The sequence below is a fragment of the Amycolatopsis thermalba genome, assembly GCF_003385215.1.
Taxonomy (GTDB): Bacteria; Actinomycetota; Actinomycetes; order Mycobacteriales; family Pseudonocardiaceae; genus Amycolatopsis_E; species Amycolatopsis_E thermalba.
The window spans coordinates 1-17573 of record NZ_PQHW01000072.1 but is presented as its reverse complement, the minus strand read 5'-3'; the positions used below and the strand labels follow the sequence as shown (position 1 = coordinate 17573).

Sequence of the window (17573 nt, the reverse complement as noted above, 5' to 3'; positions counted from 1 at the left end):
GTCACACCCCCGTCCGCAGCAGGCGCCGGTCCAGCACCGCGCTCACCAGGTCGACGACCGTGTTCACCACGACGAACGCGGCCACCATGAGCAGGGCGATGTCCTGCACGACGACGAAGTCCTGCTTCTGCGCGGCGAGCACCAGCAGCGACCCGATGCCGCTGACACCGAAGGCCTGCTCGACCACGACCGTCCCGGCGATCAGCCCGGCGACGGTGAGTCCCGAGACGGTCAGCACCGGCGCCGCCGCGTTGCGCAGCACGTGCCTGCGCACGATCGACGGCATCCGGACCCCACGGCTGCGAGCGGTCTCCACGTGCTCCCCGTGCAGCTCCGACGACAGCGCCGACCGGATCACCCGGCTCACGTAGGCGATGTAGGACGCGGTCAGCGCCAGCGCGGGCAGGGTCAGGTGCTCGATCCGGTCGCCGAAACCCGTCCCCGACCCGAACACCGGCAGCCAGTTCAGCTTGGTGGCGAACAACCAGATCAACACGATCGCCGCGACGAACGTCGGCACCGCCATCAGCAGGCTGGTGGTCGTCGTGATGACGGTGTTGACCGCCTTCCCGGCGAGCGCGCCGGCGATGCCGGCGGCCAGACCGAAGAAGATGATCAGCAGTGCCGCGTACCCGACGAGGAACAGCGTGTTCGTCAGCCGGGCGGAGATCAGGTTCGACACCTGGTCGCCGAACGACATCGACTTGCCCAGATCCCACTGGAACACGCCGGACAGCCAATGCCAGTACCGGGCCCAGAACGGGTCGTCGAGGTGGTACTCCGCGCGGATCGCGGCCAGCGTTTCCGGGCTGGGGTTGCGGCCACCCGCCAGCAGTGCGGCGGGGTCGCCGGGGCTGAGGTGGAGCGCGCCGTAGATGATCAGGCTGGCGGCCAGCAGGGTCACCACCAGCGCGCCCAGGCGCCGGGCGACGAACCGGCCGATCTGGGCGCCCATCAGGCTTTCCCGACGGCCGCGGCCCAGGCCGAGCCGATGTAGGCGAACGACGCGGGCGCGCCGGTGATGGTGTTGCTCATATACAGCCGCTCGTGCAGCTGGGCCAGGCTGATCTGCAGCCGCGCCGGGGCGAAGACCTTCTGCGCGGCCACGAACTTCTCCGCCGCCACCTGCGGGTCGGCGGCCTGCTGCCCCTCGGTCATCAGCCTCTCGACCTCGGCGTCGCGCCAGCCCGTCCAGTTGAACACGCCGCCGGGGAGGACGAACCCGGGCGAGTAGTAGTAGACCCCCGGCACCTCGATGTAGCCCTGCGCGATCACCAGGTCGACGGTCTGGCGCTTGGCCGGGTCGTAGAACAGCTCGCTGAACTCGGTGGGTTGCATCTGCCGGATGTCCAGGGTGAGGCCGATCTGCTTCGCCGCGGCCTGGACGATCGTCGCGGTCTGCAGGCCGGTCTGGTCGCCGGACGGGATGGCCAGCGTCAGGGGTTCCGCGGCGGGCGCGGCCTCCCTGATGAGCGCCTGCGCCCGGGCGAGGTCGGGCTTGGAGGTGTCGGGCAGGGCGGCGTAGCCGGCGTCGAACACCGGCTTGGCCGGGTCGCCCGCCCACGACAGCGGCGGCGTGAACGTCTTCAGCGGCGCGCCGGCGCCGTGCAGCACGTTGCCGATCAGGCTGGTCTTGTCGATCGCCAGGTCCAGCGCCTCCCGCACCCGCGGGTCGGCGGCCGGGCCGGTGGTCGTCGCCGGGCCGATGCTCAGCGACTGGGTCGACGGTCCGAAGTAGAGCTTCCCGCCGGGCGAGCCGCGCAGGGTGTCGAGGCTGCCGATGGGCGCCTCGTAGGTCCCGTCGATCTGACCGGCGACCAGCGCGGTGGTCAGGGTGCTGTCGTCGGTGAAGAAGACGAAGTCGAACTCCTTCGCCTTCGCCTTGGTCCCCCAGTACTCGTCGTTGCGGGTCACCACGATGCGCTCGCCGGGGACCCAGCGGCCGAACCGGAACGGCCCCGTGCACATCACGCCGACGCTGGGGGTGCCGTAGCCGTCCCCGGCTCTCTCCACAAAGGACTTCTCGCTGACCGCGCTCACCGAACCGGCCATGCTGTCCAGGAACTGCTCGTCGGGTCTGGTGAAGGTGACGGTCACCTGCATCGGCCCGCTCTGGACGATGTCGGCGACGTGCTTGAAGACGTCGGCGTGGGCGGGCCGGTTTCCCGGGTCGAGGTTGCGCCGCAGGCTGTGCACGACGTCCGCCGCGGTGAGCGGGTTGCCGTTCCAGAACTTCACGCCCGGCCGGATGGTGAACACCAGAGTCGTGGGGTCCGGCCGCGTCACGCTCTCGGCCAGACCCGGTTCGACGGAGAAGTCCGGGGTGAGCCGCATCAGCGGCTCGCACAGGTTGCTCACCACCGTGTTGGGCGAGTAGTCCCCGGCCTTCACCGGATCCACCGTCGCCGGCTCGCCCATCGGCAGGGCCCAGGAGACCTTGTCGATCTCGCCGGCGGCGGGCGGGGTCGAGACCACGAGGTCGGCGGGGGTGACGGACCCGCTCGTGCCACCGCCTCCGCAGCCCGTGGTGACCGCGAGGGCGCCGGCCGACACGAGCACCGCGGCAAGACGGATCCGGCGGCGCGAAAGATGCTTTCTGGTCACGGGAATCTCCCTCCGAGGCGGTGCCCGGGTCCACGTCGATCCGGTCGCCCTCGGTCGAGGATGAGTGGCATCATTCTGTGCCCCCGGCCATAGTTAGTCAATACCGACTAACAAAAACTCGTCCAGCGCTCCGGACGCGCCACGGCGGCCGGATATATCCTCTACCGTGCAGACGAGGGACCGGGAAGGGAGAGCACGGTGGGCCGGAGCAGTCTCGCCGCCGAACGCAAGGAGCAGATCCTGAGCGCGTTCGCCCGCTGCGTCGCGCGGTCGGGGTTCGCCCGCACGTCACTGGAGGACGTGGCGGCGGAATCCGGGCTGGCACGCGGGCACGTGCGGCACTACCTGGGCAACCGGCACGACCAGGTGGCCGCGCTCGCCGAGTGGATCAACGCGCCCGGACGGGAGGCCTTCGACCGGGTGCGCGGGATCGACGACGACCGGAAACGGGCCGACGGCGTGCTGGACTACCTGTTCCACCCGGGGTTCTACGGACCCAGCGACGAGCTGGCCGTCTTCCTGGCGCTGTTCGAGGAAGCCCGCCGCACGGAGGACCTGCGCAAGAAGTTCGTGGACGAGTACCACGACATCCTCGACACGCTGACCGGCGCGCTGATGGGCGGCCACGCCCTGCCCAAACGCGAGGCGAGCGACATCGCGTACCTGATGCTGTGCGCGGCGGTCGGCAATGCGCACCTGTCGGAGACCGGCGTCAGCCCGGTCCTGGTGCGGCGGGTGGGCGGGCTGTGCCGCCGGGTGTTGCGCATGCTGCTGCCCGCGAACGGGAAGTCCGCCGCAGGCAGCTGAGGGGAACGGGCGCCTGAGGGGTCAGCCGATCGCGCTCATGACGTGCTTGACGCGCGTGTAGTCCTCCAGGCCGTACATCGACAGGTCCTTGCCGTAGCCGGAGTGCTTGAACCCGCCGTGCGGCATCTCGGCCACGATCGGGATGTGGGTGTTGATCCACACGCAACCGAAGTCCAGCCGCTTGGCCATCCGCATCGCGCGGCCGTGGTCCCGGGTCCACACCGACGACGCCAGCCCGTAGCGAACGGAGTTGGCGTGCCGGATCGCCTCCTGCTCGTCGCCGACCCGCTGGACCGTGATGACCGGGCCGAACACCTCGTCGGTGACGATCTCGTCGCCCTGCCGCAGCCCGGCCACCACCGTCGGCGCGTGGAAGAACCCGGCATCGCCGACGCGCGACCCTCCACTGTGGACGCGGGCGTGATCCGGGAGCCGGTCGAGGAACCCGGCGACCTTGTCCAGCTGCGCCTGGCTGTTCAGCGGCCCGTACGCGACGCCGGGGTCGTCGGGGCGCCCGGTGCGGGTGGCCTTGGCCTGCTCGGTCAGCGCGGCCAGGAACTCGTCGTGCACCGCGTCGTGCACCAGCACGCGGGTGGCCGCCGTGCAGTCCTGGCCCGCGTTGAAGAACCCGGCGGCGGCGATCCCCTCGGCCGCGGCCGGGATGTCGGCGTCGTCGAACACCACGACCGGCGCCTTGCCGCCCAGCTCCAGGTGAACCCGCTTCAGGCCGGCCGCGGCGGCGCCGGCGACCTCCATGCCCGCCCGCTCCGAGCCGGTGACCGACACCATCGCCGGGGCCGGGTGCGTGACCAGCGCGCGGCCGGTGTCGCGGTCCCCGCACACGACGTTGAGCACGCCGGGCGGCAGGAACTCGGCGGCGAGCTCGGCCAGCAGCACCGTGCTGCCCGGCGTCGTCTCCGCGGGCTTGAGCACGACGGTGTTGCCCGCCGCGAGCGCCGGGGCGATCTTCCACACCGCCATCATCAGCGGGTAGTTCCACGGGGTGACCTGAGCGCACACGCCCACCGGCTCCCGCCGGACGAACGAGGTGTGGCCCGCCAGGTACTCGGCGGCGGCCTTGCCCTCCAGGACCCGGGCGGCGCCGGCGAAGAAGCGGATCTGGTCGACCGCGGGCGGCAGCTCCTCGTCGCGGGTGAGCGCGAGCGGTTTGCCCGTGTCGGCCGATTCGCACCGGACGAACTCGTCCGCGCGCTGCTCCAGCGCGTCGGCGATCCGCAGCAGCGCGCGTTGCCGCTCCGCCGGGGTGGTCTCCGACCAGGTCTCGAAGGCCCTCGCGGCGGCGTCGAACGCGGCGTCCACGTCGGCGGGCCCGGACAGCGCGGACGTGGCGTGGACGGCGCCGGTCACCGGGTCGACCAGGTCCAGGGTCCGACCGTCAGCGGCGTCGACCGCCTTGCCGTCGACGAAGTTGCGGATGTGCTGCGTGTCCATGTGACGCATGGAACACCACTAATTCAGCGGAGTCAACGCCTTTCGGCAACTAAATTCGTTGCGGTGGGCTGGGACCTCGAGCCCACCGAGATCGAAGACGAGTGGCCGCGGCGACGGCCGCGAGGGTGTGGTCGGCACGGACTTCGTGCCCGGGCAGACCAGCGGCTGGGGGTCAGAACGCGCATCGGCGGTCACCCGCCCAGCGGTACCCCGACCTGCCCGAGCATGAGCTGGTGAGCGAGCCCGGCGGCCGCGGCCGATTCGCCGGCCAGGTGGCCGAGGAGAACGTGGTGTGCCGCAGCTGCGATCGCGCCGACGCCACGGTCAACCGGGGCCCGCAGCACGGCCTGGTCGACCAGGACGGCCGCGAGCACACCGGTTGGTGAGTGACGCTTGGGTGTCACTCCAGAATGCTGGTGGGCAGGGCGCGGGCCGCCCTGGTCCCGGAAGAGGCACCTCGGGGTCGCCCGCTGCATCGGCACGACCGCCTCCCGGCGGCGCCCGGCGCGGTCCAGCCGGGGCGGTGCGCACCGTTGCCGAAATAGGCATTATGGCTGATCAGGGCGTAGACGATCAGGGTGATCCAAGGCGATCGGGATCGCCTTGAGGAGTTGGGGGAACGGGTGGGGCCAGAGAACACTGGCAAAGACAACGACCCCTCCCGCACCCGGAAACCAGCTCCGCCAACCGCCACAAGCTGCCGAACAACCCAACGCCGAGATCCCGTCCGATCACCACGCTCGGACGGGATCTCGTCAACCGCTCACCGCATCATGGAGGCCGTCAGGGTTCCGGAGTTCGTTCCGCGGCAGGTCGAGGACCGCTTCCCACGCGGCCCGCCGGGTGGGGCGCCCGATGGTCCCGGCGCGGCTCGGCGCCTGCCGCGGCACGCGACTGTCCGCGCCTCGGTCCGGCGAGCATGACGTAGATCAGAACGGACAGCACCGCACAGATGGCGGCGCTTGCCCACAGCACCGTCTGCCACGCGCCGGTGAGCCCGCTGGTGACGAAGTCGGAGAACTCCGGCCGGATATCGGCCGGCACCTCGGACAGCGGGCCGGTGAGGTCGCCGGCGTTCACGCTGTCGGCCAACTCGCCGGCCCCTCCGCGATAGGCGGGAAAGCCGCCCAGGCCGTCACCCAGCGAACCTTGCACGAGGTCGACCAGCACCGTGCCGACCACCGCGATGGCGATGGCCTCGCTGCCCAGCCGCAGCACGTTGAGCAAGCCCGCCGCGGTGCCGGTGGCCTCGGGCGCCACCACGGTCAGTGCCGCACCGTCGATCAGCCCGAAGTTGAGGCCGAGCCCGACCCCGAGTGTGATCAGCGGGCCGGACAGCGCCGTGAGGCTCATGCCGGCCTGCAGGACCGCTGCGAGCCAGGTGACCCCGCCGGTCAGGCACACCAAGCTGAGGCCGAGCACGTGCCGCGTGGTCAACCCCCACCGGATCAGCTTCGCGGCGAGGAGCGGGGTGACCAGGATCGGCAGCGTCATCAGCAGCATCGTGGCGCCGGCCGTCTTGCTGGAGGCGCCGTTCGCGGCCACCAGGTAGTTCGGCAGGAGCGGCAGCAGGATCACGAACGAGAAGGAGACGACCACCGGGATCAGGCACAGCGCCATGAACTCGGCGTTGCGCAGCAGTCTCAGATCGAGCATCGGATGCCGGGCGCGTCGCTCCACCAGAACGAACGCCACCATCAACACCACCGAACCGGCCAGCAGCCCCACGACGCCGGCACTGCCCCACCCCCACCGCGGGCCCTCGACCACACCGAGCATGAGGAGGAAGAGGCTGGTGACGAACGTCGCGGTGCCCACCGAGTCCACCCGGGCCGTCACCGCGCCCCGCGATTCGGGCAGGAACGGGACGGCGAGCAACACCAGCAGCATCAGCAGCGCGTGCAGCCCGAAGAACCAGCGCCACCCCAGGGCGTCCGCCAGCGTGCCCGCGGCCATGGCTCCCATGGCCAGCCCGCCACCCGTCACGATGCCGACGGCGGCGAACGCCCGGGTACGCGCCGCGCCGTCGAAGCTCGTGGCCAGGATGGCACTGCCGCTGGTCAGCAATGCGGCGGCACCGACACCGGCGAGGCCGCGCATCACGTCGAGCAGCAGGATGTCGCTCGTGGCCGCGCTCACCAGCGACGCCACGGTGAACAGCACCGCGCCCCCAATGAACACGCGGCGCCGGCCGAACCGGTCGGCCAGCGAGCCACAAGCGAGCATGAAGCTCGCGAAGGTCAGGTTGTAGCCGTGCACGACCCACTGCAGGGCGTCCAGTGACGCGCCGGTATCGCGCCGGATGTGCGGGAGCGCCACCCCCGACCCCGTCACCGAGGTCGGAAGGATCAGCAGAACCAGGAGTATGGCGGTGCAGCTGATCGCGGGCCGTGCGCTGCCCGTCCGTCCGCCCGTGGGCAGCCTCACGCCGGCACACTCCGCGGTGACGCCACGGGCACGGCGCCGACGAGGCCGCCGTCGATGACGAGGTCCTGGCCGGTGATGTAGGAGGCGTCCTCGGATGCCAGGAACGCCACGGCCGCCGCCACGTCGTCCGGGTGCCCGAGGCCGCCGAGAGCCACCTCAGCGGCATTCCGGGCTTCGGCGCCGGGCTCCGGGTTGGCGTCGCGGTACATCGCCGTGTCGATGTAGCCGGGGCTGACCGAGTTGACGCGGATGCCGCGTGGCGCGAGGTCGGCTGCCAGGGTCCGGGCGAGGTTGTGTGCGGCGGCCTTGCTCGCGGAGTAGACGGAGGCGATGGGCAGCCCGCGGTAGAGGGTCCACGACGCGTTGATGACCACGGCACCGCCGTCCCGCATCAGGGGCAGCATCGTCTGGACGGTGAGGAAGACGCCCTTGAAGTTGACACCGACCACGTGGTCGAAGTCGTCGTCGGTGATCTCGGTGGTGGTCTTGAAGATTCCGACACCCGCGTTGGCGAAGATCGCATCCAGGCTGCCGCGCCACGTCTCGACGCGCCGCATGAGGTGACGGAGGTCGGCGCGGGAGGTCACATCGGCCGCGACTGCGAGCACCCGCTCGGGCTCGGTGTGCAGGCGGGCGGCGGCCTCCGCCACGCGCCCCTGGTCGCGTCCGGTGATGACGACGTAGGCGCCTTCGTCGAGGAGCCGGCGCGCGGTGGCGAACCCCATGCCTCTGGTACCGCCGGTGACCAGGACCGTCTTGTTGGTGAACCGCTTCATACGCCGATCGTCGACCGGCCGCCGCGCGCCTGGGAGTGCCGGTCGGACCTGGGTCTGCCACCACCACCCTCAGCGCTCGGTCTGCTTCTGCGCGGCCAGCAGGGCGGCAAGCCGGGCCTGGGTGCCGGTGTCCGGTGCCGGCGTGTACAGCAGCAGCCGGTGACCGGGCAGGCCGGAAAGCGGCAGCGCGGTGTACTCGAAGACGAGCTCGCCGGACTCCGCGTGCCGGACGGTCTTGATGCCCTCGGTCGCGCTACCGACCGGGTGCTCCGCCCAGATGTCGGCGAAGGCAGGGCTCGCCGCGCACATGTCGGCCGCAAGCCGGCCGAACTCCGGATCGTCCGGATAACGGGCCGCGTCCGCCCGGAACTGGCCGACGATCGCCCGCGCACCATCTTCCCAATGGCACAGCGACGCGCGGAAGGCCGCATTGGTGAAGAAACTCACCAGGCAGCTGTAGTCACCTTCGCCGTACCCGAACACCAGATTCGCGGCGCGGTTGACGGCGACGAAGTTCCAGTGCCGGTCGATCACGTAGGCGGGGCGTGGCAGCCAGCCGTCGATCAGCCGCCGAAGCGCGGGAGAGACCTCGCGGTTCGCTTGCCGGTGCGGCGGCGGGTTGAGCCCAGCCAGGAGATACAGGTGTTCGCGCTCCTCGCCGTCGAGGCGCAGGACCCGGGCGATGGCGTCCAGGACATCCGCCGAGATGTTGATCTCGCGGCCCTGTTCGAGCCAGGTGTACCAGGAGACTCCGACACCGGCGAGCACCGCCACCTCTTCACGGCGCAGCCCCGGCGTACGCCGCGCGCCGCCCGCGGGCATCCCGACATCCTCGGGCGCCAACCGGGCCCGCCGCGAGCGCAGGAACGCGCGAATCTCGGCGCTGCGTCGCTGTCGTGCGTCTGCGGGGAGCCGGGAAACGTCCATTCCTCCATGGTAGAAGCCACCGCGCTCGCCGAGATCCCGTCCGGTCAATCCGACCGGACGGGAGCTCGCCAACCAGTCATACCTGGTCGTCAAGGCCCGGTAATCCGAGCTGTCTCGAGAACGGCCGGCGAGTGGTTCCACCAGCCATTCGGCCGTGCAGTCCCGATCCCGAGGGGGGAGGTTGACGGAGACGGTGAACTCCTCGCGTTCGCGGAGGGCGTCGTCCGAACAGGTCGAGGGCGGTGGCGCTGGCCGGTGGAGGGTGCGGATGGCAGCCGCGGGCGCCGGCCATGCTCGCCTCCGGGCGCTCGAACTCCTCGCTTGCGGGGAACACCGGCTGGCCGGACATTTCGCCCAGATGGCGGTGGACGCCGGCCCGGACGGCACGGAGGCGCACCGCGTCCGGGCCGAGGTGTTCCACGCGCTGGAGAAGACCGCGACCTCCACCATGGCGAAGGGCGTCTACGGCTGGACGGTCGCCGAATCGACCGCGGTCCTCGACGGCGCCTGCCGCGACGAGGAACTGCGCACCCGGACCAGCGGCCGCACCCAGTGGGCGTTCTGAGCGCGTTCGCAGCGCACTTCCCGCGCCGTTGAGGCGCGCGGATCTGGTCTACCTCGCCGGGTGGCGGCTGTTGCCGGTCACGGTGTCGAGCGGGCCAGACGGGCGCAACGGCCGCGGGAGGACCGGTGGCCGCCCTGTGCGTACCACCGGTCCGCCCCTCGGTCAGGCCTTGCCGACGGCGCCCCGGATCTTGTCGGCCACGTCGCCCGCCGCGTCCTTCACCTTCTCGACCGCGCCCTTGGCCGCGGCCTTGACCTGGTCGGTCTTGCCTTCGGCCTGCAGCTGCTCGTCGCCACTGAGCCGGCCCGCGGTCTCCTTGGCCTTCCCGCCCAGGTCCTCGGCCTTGGCCTCGAACTTGTCGCCCAACGACATGGGGTTCTCCCTTCCTCGGTATCCGTACGCCCCGAAGGACAGCGGCCGCGCGGATCCGTCACGGGCGCACCGGTGCACCTCACACCGGAGATCCAAACCACACGATCGGGTCGTGACGTTCTTCCCGCCGTGGGTTCTCTCCAGTGTGGACATCGCGACGACGTCCACCGAGACCCACCGGACTTGCCGAAGGAGAAGGACATGACCAACGCCACCGCCACCACGACCGCGAAGCACTCGGGTGGGGATGTGGAGAAGTCCGGCACCAGCGCGCTGGTGACCAAGCAGGGCACCACGACCATCGCCGACACCGTGGTGCAGAAGATCGCCGGCCTGGCCACCCGCGAGGTTTCCGGCGTGCACGACCTCGGCGGCGGAGCCGCGCGGGCGTTCAACGCCCTCCGCGAGCGCATCCCGGGTGCCTCCGCCTCGGCCGGGCAGGGGGTGTCGGTCGAGGTCGGTGAAAAGCAGGCCGCCGTGGACCTGCAGATCCTGGTCGAGTACGGCGTGTCGATCGCCGACCTGTCCCGCGCGGTGCGCCGCAACGTGATCACCGCGGTGGAGCGGATGACCGGCCTGGAGGTCGTCGAGGTCAACATCAACGTCAGCGACGTGCACCTGCCCAGCGACGACGAGGGCGACGACCAGGCCGACACCGGCCGCGTCCAGTGACCGCCGGCGTCGGGATCGACGCCGACCGCATCGCCACCGCCGTGCAGGCCCAGCCCACCGTGGCGGATCTGCACGGCGGCCGGTTCGGCGAGATCGCCACCTACCTGCCGCACCGCCGCGTCCGTGGCATCCGGATCCGGCCCGGCGAGATCACCGTCGGCGTCATCGGCCGCTACCCCGCGACCGCCGACCGGATCGGCGACGACGTCCGCACCGCCGTCACCGCGCAGCCCGGCACGGCGGGCCACGCGGTCCACGTGCACATCGCCGACCTCCTGCCACAGGACAACGGCCCAGCTGAAGGGACACTGCCATGAGCACCACCCACATCGGACTGCTGACCGGGCTCGTGCTCGGTCTCGCCGGAGCCTTCGGCGGGTTCGGCGCCTTCCTCGTCGTCCTCGTCCTCGGCGCGCTGGGCCTGCTGGCCGGGCGTTATCTCGACGGCAAGCTCGACCTGTCCCAGCTCACCGGCCGCGACCGGGGGTGAGACCGATGACCACCACAACCCCGGTCGAGGAGCGCGGGCAGACCGTCCTGTCCGAACGCGCGGTCGAGCGCATCGCCACCATGGCGCTGACCGAAGTGGACGGTGTCGGCGGCGCCGCCCGCCGGGTACTCGGCATCGCCGTCGACGGTGAAGACCTCGACCGTGACGCGCAGGTCACCGCCCGCGTGCGGGGCGACGAGATCACGCTGCAGGCCCGGCTGTCGGTCGCCTACCCCGCGCCGGTCACGGCGACGACCGAAGCCGCGCGACTGCACCTGGTGCGGCGGGTGGGTGAGCTGACCGGCCGCACAGTGTCGCGTGTGGACATCACGATCACCGCCCTGCACTCCGACATCAGCGCCCGTAGGAGGGTCCAGTGAAACGCCGTCCCCGCCGCAGCCTGCCCGCGGCACTGGTCGCCGTGATCCTGCTCGCCGCGGGCGCGCTGGTCGCGGTCACCGCCGTGCAGATGCTCCTGAACGAACCCACCTGGATCAGCTACGACCAGGCAGCCCGCACCCTGCACGGTCTGCTGTGGACGGACACCCCGGTGCTCGCCGCCGGCATCGTCGCCGCCGCACTGGGTGTGCTCCTGCTGCTGTGCGCGGTCGTCCCCGGCGCCCGCACCGTGCTGCCGCTGGCGGCCGACGACACCGCCATCGACTCCGGCGCCTCCCGCCACAGCTACCGCGGCACCCTGCGCGTCGCCGCCGACGTGGACGGCGTCGACGGGGTGAAGCTGAAAGTGCGCGGCCGGTCGCTCACAGCGCGAGTGCGCACCGAGCGCACCAACACCACCGGGCTGGCCGAAGCCGTGGAGCACTCCCTCGCGCACCGGCTCGACCAGATCGCGCCCGCGCGCCGGCCCGCCGTGAAGATCAAGCTCAAGGCCGCGAGGAGCCAGTCATGACCAGCCTCAACCGCCCCGCCCGCCTCAACCGCACCCTGCTCGCCCTCTGCGGGCTGGTCCTGCTCGCCGCCGGCGCGTTCACCCTGGGCACCCACTTCCGCCTCCTCACCGTGCTCGCGCCGGACTCCCCACTGGTACCCGGCACCGCATCGCCACCCACGTGGGCGCTCTACGCCGCCGCCGCGGCGGGGATCGTGGTGGCGCTGCTCGCGCTGCGCTGGCTGCTGGCACAACTCGCCCACCGGCCCAAGACGACCACGTGGCGCTTCGAACAGAACCCGGACACCGGCCGGACCGAACTGGGCGCGAGCACCGCCATCGCCCCGCTGCTGGCCGAAGTCGAGACCTACCCCGGAGTCCACTCGGCCCGCGGCACCCTCGCCGGCCAGCAGGACAGCCCCACCCTGGCGCTGGTCGTCACGGTCGAGCAGGACGGCGACCCCACCCACATCCGCCACCGGCTCGACACCGACGGCCTCCCCCGGCTGCGCCAGGCCCTCGACCTGGAGGCCCTGCCCACCACGGTCGAGTTCCGGTTCAGCACCAAGACGGTGAGCCGCATCCAGTGATTCAGCGGACCGGGCACAGTGCTGGGGGTTGAGGTCTCTCGTCATGGGATGCCGGTGCCGGGCAGCAGGAGCCGGTCGCCGTCGGCGGGCTGTCGCAGTGCGTCGCGCCGGCGATCAGGTCGGCGATCCGCTCGGTGATGCGCCGTCCGACACCGTCGAGTGCGGCGGCGAGCTGAGGCCAGACTGACCTGCTGCAGCTCCGGGCGGTCCTGCTGGGCGGCGGTGTCCACCCGCGGGGCGGCCGCCCCGGCCACCAGCGCGACGGCCGGCGCCGTGACCGCCACCCGATGAGAGACCAGCGGCGTTCGTGCCCCCTGCTGGAACCCGGCGACCGCCGAAGCGGGACGAGCCGTGGGCGTGATGTTCTTCGTCAGGCGGCCAGGCGTGGGTCGAGCAACGCCAGGACCACATCAGGCTCCCGGCGCGGCACCGTTTCCGGACTGGCCGTCCGCGGGACCACCGGCCGCCGCGGCTTCGGCGATCGCCGATACCAGTTCCGGCACGCTGCTCCCGGGGAGCGTCAGCTCCATGCTCGTGCCCGGGTTGAAGCACAGCACGTGGTCCTCGCCCGGCCAGTTCAACAGCACGTCCAAAAAGGACACGGTCGCGCGCGGGGCGCCGCCCGGGGCGACCACGTCGAGCACCTGCTCGGAGCTGAACACCGGCACCACCGGCGTCTCGTCGTCGCCGAGGATCCGCCACGGGAACCCGCCGGTTTCGATCACCGCCGGGTCGGGGACCGGCTCGGCGGCCGGCAGCACCACGTCGGAGCCGATGAGCGCGAGCAGGAACGCGTCGAAGTCCAGTTCGGACACCGCGTCGCGCAGCCGCTCCTCCAGCTCGTTGATCGGCTGCAACGCCGCGGCGGCCTCGGCGTCCCCGCTCAGCTCCTCCAGCACCAGGCGACGGACCTCGGAGAGCACCTCGTCGACCATCGCGTCCTGCACGTCCTCCACCGGGACCAGCTCCTGCCGCCCCTCGGCCAGGTCCTCGACCTCGCCGAGCACCAGGTACACGCCGATCGGGATGCCCGGGTTCACCACGAGCTGGGCGTGGTCGGGGTGGATCTCGCGCAACCCCGCGATGGTCGTCTCCCGCCAACTGTCCACCACGCCGCCGAGCGCCCAGTCCAGCGACTCCTCCGAGGTGAAGACGATGACGTGGTTGCCCTCGGGCATCGGCAGGCTCGTCGGCCACGGGTCGCCCGGCTCCGGCGTGGCCGGCACGTACAGCGGGGCCTCGCGCAGCAACTGGGCGTAGCGCCGGCTGTCACTGTCCTGCAGCGCGGCCAGCATGCCGCTCTCGACCTCGTTGGCCGGGCGCCACTGAAAGTCCACTCCAGACACTTCCTCTTCGTCGTGTTCCGCCGTCAGAACCGGACTTCTTCGATGTCGCCGTCCGCGTCCTCGGGCGGATGGACGAGGGTGAAGTCTGGCAGCCGCGCGTCGAGCTCCTCGACAGGGGTGTCGATCGGGAGGAACTCCACCCCATCGGGCACCCACGTGCGCGAGACGTGGATGCCGAAACCACAGTGCCCGCAGGAGAACTGCGCGTACCCGATCCGTTCGGTCGCGTCGGCGACGAACACCAGGCGCAGCTCGTGGTGCCCGCAGTTCGGGCACGCCAGGTCGGGCCGGTCCGGCAGCGACTCGTAGTAGTCCCCGTAGGCGCGCTGCCAGTCCGCGTAGGACGCGTGCTGCTCGACGGCCATCAGCCTTCCCGTTCCTGGTTGAGCGTGTGGTCCTGCCACCACTGCCGGTCGGCGGCGTGTGCGTCGTCCTCCCACGCCCGCCACTCCGCGGCGGTTTCCTGGCGGCGCCAGCCCGCGCGTTCCATCTGGACCACGTGGACGTTCTCATGGTACAGAGTGCGCGCGAGGACCTCCTCGTTGACGAAGGCCGCCGGCGTGATCTCGATCCGCGCGCCCCGCCCGGCGAGCAGGGTCTCGCCGTACATGCCGCGTTTGGCCTTGTTGATCGTCACCTTGGCCTTCGGGTGCACCTGGATGCCGTACTTCTGCGCGACCAGCCGGATGTTGTCCGGCGTGACCTTCAGCTTGCCGCTCTCCCAGTAGTCGAACCGCGGGTCCAGCCGCTCGGCGGGCCACGGCTTCGGCTTGGTGTCGCCGTCCTCGAAGCGCAGCAGCCGGTCCTCGGGCCGGGTCGTGGTGCTCGGACCGGGCTCCCGGCCGGGTTCAGCGGTGTCCGGCAGCGGCGAGACCCCGTGCACCAGCGGCGTCCCGGGAGCGAGCATCCGCTCGAACACGGGAATGGTGGGCTTGACGGTCAGGCCCGGGATGACCAGCCGGATCTCGCCGTTGTCCCACACCGGCGTGGCCGCCACGTACACGTCGTGCTTGACCTGCGGCATCGACGCCAGCAGCGGCATCTTCGCGTCCGCGAGCGCCGGCACCAGGTTCTCCAGCGCGCCCACCGCGGCACCCTGGCCGGGCAGGTGGAACTGGGTCACCGGCAGGCCGGACACGGCCGCCAGGACCCGCTGCACGTGATCGGCGTTGCCGTGGTACCCGGCGGTCATCAGGCCCAGGTGGATGAGCGCGTTCTCCACGGTCCGCATCCACCGGGCGGCGTGCTGCGAGGGCATCCACGGGAACGAGTTCGGCACGGCCACCTCACGCACCACGCCGTCGACGAGCAACCGGACGAGGACGTGATCCGAGTCCGGCAGCGGGCGGACCAGCTGCTGCCGGACGTGGTCCGGTCGCGCGGCCGCCACCGCGCGCAGCACCTCGAAGGCCACTTCCGTCTGCATCCCGGCCCGGCTGAGCCGGCTCGCGTCCAGCGTCTCGAAGAGCGGGCGGTCGTCGGGCACCCACGGCATTTCCCGCAGCTCACCGGTCATCGTGGGGGCCAGCGGGTGGTGCGCGACGGGATAGGGGCTGGCCGGGTGCCGCGGGTCCTGGCGCGAGTACACGGAGTCCAGCAGGTTCCCGAACGCGCGGTGCACCAGCACCATCCCGCTCTTGTCCGGGTCGTAGAAGAACTCGTGGTCGGTCAGCAGGTCCAGCGCCGCGGGATCGTCCCGGTACGCGGCGGCGAACGCGGCCCGCGCCGCTTCCCGGTCCTGGGCCAGCCGCTCGGCGGGGTCCTCGGCGGTGCTCCGGCCGAAGGAGGGCACCGAGACCGCGCCGGGCTGGTAGCGCCGGAGGTCGATCACGTTCTCCTCGGCCAGGCGCAGCCCGTGCTTGCGGAGGAGCTCGGCGAGCACGGGCTGCTGCTTCGCGAACTCACGCAGCGCGTCCTCCCCCGGCGACACGACCGCTTGCTGCAGGCTGACGGGCGTCAGGTCGCGCGGCGCGGCGTACCGCGTGGCGCCGGGAGCCAGCCCGTCCGGGACGAGCGCGCCCAGTCCCCGGTCCCACTCCGCCGCCAGCGCCTCCTCGACCGCCGTCTCCGGCGGCAGGTCCGGGTGCGCGTCGACCGCGCGGGCCCGGAAGGTGTGGAGGCCGCGCCGCATCAGGGCCTGGTCGCCGCCCACCGCCTGGAACCAGGCGACCAGCTGGCGCCGGGCCCGCGGATCGGTCAGGTTCCGGTAGGTCTCGCCCAGTTCGCCCAGGTGCTCGGGATCGGCCTCGGAGGTGGTCAGCCCGACGGCCCGGGTGACCCACTCCGCCAGCTCGTGGTCCTCGGCCGCCCGGACGTACTCGGCGGTCGGCGGGAGCTGGCTGACCGGGCTGCGGGTCGTGCCGGGCAGCGGCACCGGCTTGCCGTCGCGGTCGATCATCAGCACGTCGGTCCCGAATCGCATCGGGTAGCCGGGGCGGCGTGTCATCCGCTCCTGGGGCAGCATCTTCCGTGGCTGGAACCGCGAGCTCTCCGCGGCCGTCACGGCGGACTGAGCGGCATTCGCGACGCGTGCGGCCCCGTCGACCACCTGGCCGGCGACCTTGCGGACCCCACGCCGCCGGAACGACGGGCGCTTGCCACTGATCACCTCGTCGGTCAGCCAGTACAGGGTGCCTTCGTGGTTGATCACGATGACCCCCGCGTGCGGGCCGTGCGGGTCGTCGGTGAGCCGGTGCAGCATCAGGGCCATCGCACCCGGCCTGTCCCGGAGGGCGAACTCGACCGCACCCTGGGCGTGGATCCCCGGGTCCCCGCCGGGATAGGTGCGGAACCGCGCGCCGATGACCTGTTCCACCCGGCCCGCGGCGCCCAGCTCGGAGCCGAACGGCTCGCCGTCCCGGATCCCCCGGAAGGCGGCCATCGCGGGGAGCTTGGGGATGCCGAGGTGGTAGATCGACCGGGCGGCGAGGAAGGCCTCGAAGGCCGAGATCCCCGGCCGCCACAACAGGGGGGCCCACTTCTTCGGGTGAATCCCCGCCAGGAAGGCGCCCGTCTCGTCGCGCATGATCTCCTGCAGCTTCTCGAGCATCCGGTGGATCACCGCCCGCAACCCGTCCGGCTCCTCGTAGGGCGCGCCGACCTCGGCGCTGGTGTCCGTGGCGCCGTGCGTGGAGTTCAGCGCGGCGGCCAGATCGGGCCGGACCTCGGCGAGGCGGAGCTGCTGGGCACGCGTCAGCTTCTCGGCGTCGATCGTCTTCAGGACGCGGTTGATCCACTCCTCGTCCGTGATCCCGCTCTCCGGGTACCGGACCGGTCGCGCGAGGACCGCCTGGGAGGTGAAGAAATCGAGCTCGTTCTCCCACATCCTGGTGAGCAGCTCGGCCACGGGGACGCCCTGCCACTCGGCGGTGTTCTGCATGCTCCGGACCGCCCTCGCGAACGCGGCCGGTTCGCGGGTCGTGTGCGCGAGGGCCCGCAGCTGCAGCCGGGCCAGCCGGTCGTTGACGAGCGAGTTGTAGAGGGAGGCGACCTCGGGCGGGAACGACGTGGGGTACGCCGCGACGTCCTCGTTGAGCAGCTCGGCGAGGTGGATCTGCTCGGCCAGGCTCTTCCAGGCGGCGCGATCGGTCTTCGGGATCGCCTCGAGGTAGCTCCGGGTGTGGGCGGGCGGGAGCTGATCTCGGACAGCTCCAGCC

Annotated in this window: 18 protein-coding genes and 1 pseudogene; 9 read left to right on the top strand and 10 right to left on the bottom strand. The window is 71.6% G+C overall.

The window, feature by feature from the left end; all coding sequences use genetic code 11:
- Nucleotide 1: 1 nt before the first annotated feature.
- Both D0D15_RS24680 and D0D15_RS24675 read right to left on the bottom strand, forming a co-directional pair.
- A complete protein-coding gene (locus D0D15_RS24680) occupies nucleotides 2-955 on the bottom strand; it encodes an ABC transporter permease (RefSeq protein ID WP_094004926.1) in 954 nt (317 codons plus the stop codon).
- On the bottom strand, nucleotides 955-2604 hold the full coding sequence (locus D0D15_RS24675) for an ABC transporter substrate-binding protein (protein ID WP_143266172.1): 1650 nt from the start codon (nucleotides 2602-2604) through the stop codon (nucleotides 955-957). The genes D0D15_RS24680 and D0D15_RS24675 overlap by 1 nt, the downstream gene beginning before the upstream one ends.
- A gap of 198 nt (nucleotides 2605-2802) precedes the next feature.
- On the opposite strand from D0D15_RS24675, the gene D0D15_RS36650 reads away from it, so the two are divergent.
- Nucleotides 2803-3411, top strand: a complete 609-nt coding sequence (locus D0D15_RS36650) for a TetR/AcrR family transcriptional regulator (RefSeq protein ID WP_208646190.1) — start codon at nucleotides 2803-2805, stop codon at nucleotides 3409-3411.
- Nucleotides 3412-3432: 21 nt separating this feature from the next.
- Here D0D15_RS36650 and D0D15_RS24665 read toward each other — a convergent pair whose 3' ends face one another.
- Nucleotides 3433-4863: a gamma-aminobutyraldehyde dehydrogenase gene (locus tag D0D15_RS24665; protein ID WP_094004923.1), complete on the bottom strand. Its 1431-nt coding sequence runs from the start codon at nucleotides 4861-4863 to the stop codon at nucleotides 3433-3435.
- A 233-nt stretch (nucleotides 4864-5096) separates the two neighbouring features.
- Here D0D15_RS24665 and D0D15_RS36070 point away from each other — a divergent pair, with 233 nt between their 5' ends.
- The gene (locus tag D0D15_RS36070) at nucleotides 5097-5249 is read left to right on the top strand and encodes a hypothetical protein (protein ID WP_158224411.1); all 153 of its coding nucleotides are present in this window, start codon (nucleotides 5097-5099) and stop codon (nucleotides 5247-5249) included.
- A 397-nt stretch (nucleotides 5250-5646) separates the two neighbouring features.
- Here D0D15_RS36070 and D0D15_RS24660 read toward each other — a convergent pair whose 3' ends face one another.
- The 3 genes from D0D15_RS24660 to D0D15_RS24650 all read right to left on the bottom strand — a co-directional run bounded on the left by D0D15_RS24660 (nucleotide 5647) and on the right by D0D15_RS24650 (nucleotide 8993).
- Nucleotides 5647-7290, bottom strand: coding sequence for an MFS transporter (locus D0D15_RS24660; RefSeq protein WP_233157195.1), 1644 nt, complete (start codon nucleotides 7288-7290; stop codon nucleotides 5647-5649).
- Nucleotides 7287-8066 carry an SDR family NAD(P)-dependent oxidoreductase gene (locus D0D15_RS24655; RefSeq protein ID WP_094004921.1) on the bottom strand — a complete coding sequence of 260 codons (780 nt, stop codon included), beginning with the start codon at nucleotides 8064-8066 and terminating at the stop codon, nucleotides 7287-7289. The genes D0D15_RS24660 and D0D15_RS24655 overlap by 4 nt, the downstream gene beginning before the upstream one ends.
- Nucleotides 8067-8135: 69 nt before the next feature.
- Nucleotides 8136-8993 carry a helix-turn-helix transcriptional regulator gene (locus D0D15_RS24650; RefSeq protein ID WP_094004920.1) on the bottom strand — a complete coding sequence of 286 codons (858 nt, stop codon included), beginning with the start codon at nucleotides 8991-8993 and terminating at the stop codon, nucleotides 8136-8138.
- A 268-nt stretch (nucleotides 8994-9261) separates the two neighbouring features.
- On the opposite strand from D0D15_RS24650, the gene D0D15_RS24645 reads away from it, so the two are divergent.
- On the top strand, nucleotides 9262-9558 hold the full coding sequence (locus D0D15_RS24645; protein ID WP_143266171.1) for an alkyl sulfatase dimerization domain-containing protein: 297 nt from the start codon (nucleotides 9262-9264) through the stop codon (nucleotides 9556-9558).
- Between the two features lie 162 nt (nucleotides 9559-9720).
- On the opposite strand, the gene D0D15_RS24640 is transcribed toward D0D15_RS24645, so the two are convergent.
- Complete coding sequence (locus D0D15_RS24640) at nucleotides 9721-9930, bottom strand: CsbD family protein (protein ID WP_094004918.1); 210 nt, start codon at nucleotides 9928-9930, stop codon at nucleotides 9721-9723.
- Between the two features lie 201 nt (nucleotides 9931-10131).
- Here D0D15_RS24640 and D0D15_RS24635 point away from each other — a divergent pair, with 201 nt between their 5' ends.
- From D0D15_RS24635 to D0D15_RS24615, 6 genes are read left to right on the top strand one after another with little or no spacing between them, the layout of a single operon-like run.
- The gene (locus D0D15_RS24635) at nucleotides 10132-10602 is read left to right on the top strand and encodes an Asp23/Gls24 family envelope stress response protein (RefSeq protein ID WP_094004917.1); all 471 of its coding nucleotides are present in this window, start codon (nucleotides 10132-10134) and stop codon (nucleotides 10600-10602) included.
- Nucleotides 10599-10919 carry a hypothetical protein gene (locus D0D15_RS37205; RefSeq protein WP_233157194.1) on the top strand — a complete coding sequence of 107 codons (321 nt, stop codon included), beginning with the start codon at nucleotides 10599-10601 and terminating at the stop codon, nucleotides 10917-10919. Before D0D15_RS24635 ends, D0D15_RS37205 begins: the two co-directional genes overlap by 4 nt.
- Complete coding sequence (locus D0D15_RS36405; RefSeq protein ID WP_094004916.1) at nucleotides 10916-11092, top strand: hypothetical protein; 177 nt, start codon at nucleotides 10916-10918, stop codon at nucleotides 11090-11092. Before D0D15_RS37205 ends, D0D15_RS36405 begins: the two co-directional genes overlap by 4 nt.
- Before the next feature lie 5 nt (nucleotides 11093-11097).
- Nucleotides 11098-11472: an Asp23/Gls24 family envelope stress response protein gene (locus D0D15_RS24625; RefSeq protein WP_094004915.1), complete on the top strand. Its 375-nt coding sequence runs from the start codon at nucleotides 11098-11100 to the stop codon at nucleotides 11470-11472.
- Nucleotides 11469-12002 carry a DUF6286 domain-containing protein gene (locus tag D0D15_RS24620; protein WP_115944772.1) on the top strand — a complete coding sequence of 178 codons (534 nt, stop codon included), beginning with the start codon at nucleotides 11469-11471 and terminating at the stop codon, nucleotides 12000-12002. Before D0D15_RS24625 ends, D0D15_RS24620 begins: the two co-directional genes overlap by 4 nt.
- Nucleotides 11999-12571 carry an alkaline shock response membrane anchor protein AmaP gene (locus tag D0D15_RS24615; RefSeq protein WP_094004913.1) on the top strand — a complete coding sequence of 191 codons (573 nt, stop codon included), beginning with the start codon at nucleotides 11999-12001 and terminating at the stop codon, nucleotides 12569-12571. The genes D0D15_RS24620 and D0D15_RS24615 overlap by 4 nt, the downstream gene beginning before the upstream one ends.
- Nucleotides 12572-12981: 410 nt before the next feature.
- Here the strand turns inward: D0D15_RS24615 and D0D15_RS24605 are convergent, their stop codons facing one another.
- From D0D15_RS24605 to D0D15_RS24595, 3 genes and pseudogenes are all read right to left on the bottom strand, one after another.
- Complete coding sequence (locus D0D15_RS24605) at nucleotides 12982-13908, bottom strand: SseB family protein (protein WP_094004912.1); 927 nt, start codon at nucleotides 13906-13908, stop codon at nucleotides 12982-12984.
- A gap of 32 nt (nucleotides 13909-13940) precedes the next feature.
- Entirely contained in the window at nucleotides 13941-14282 is a 342-nt protein-coding gene (locus D0D15_RS24600; RefSeq protein ID WP_094004911.1) for a hypothetical protein, read from the bottom strand.
- Nucleotides 14282-17573 (bottom strand): annotated as a pseudogene (locus D0D15_RS24595) (hypothetical protein); the annotation flags it as partial. The pseudogene D0D15_RS24595 and the gene D0D15_RS24600, both read right to left, overlap by 1 nt.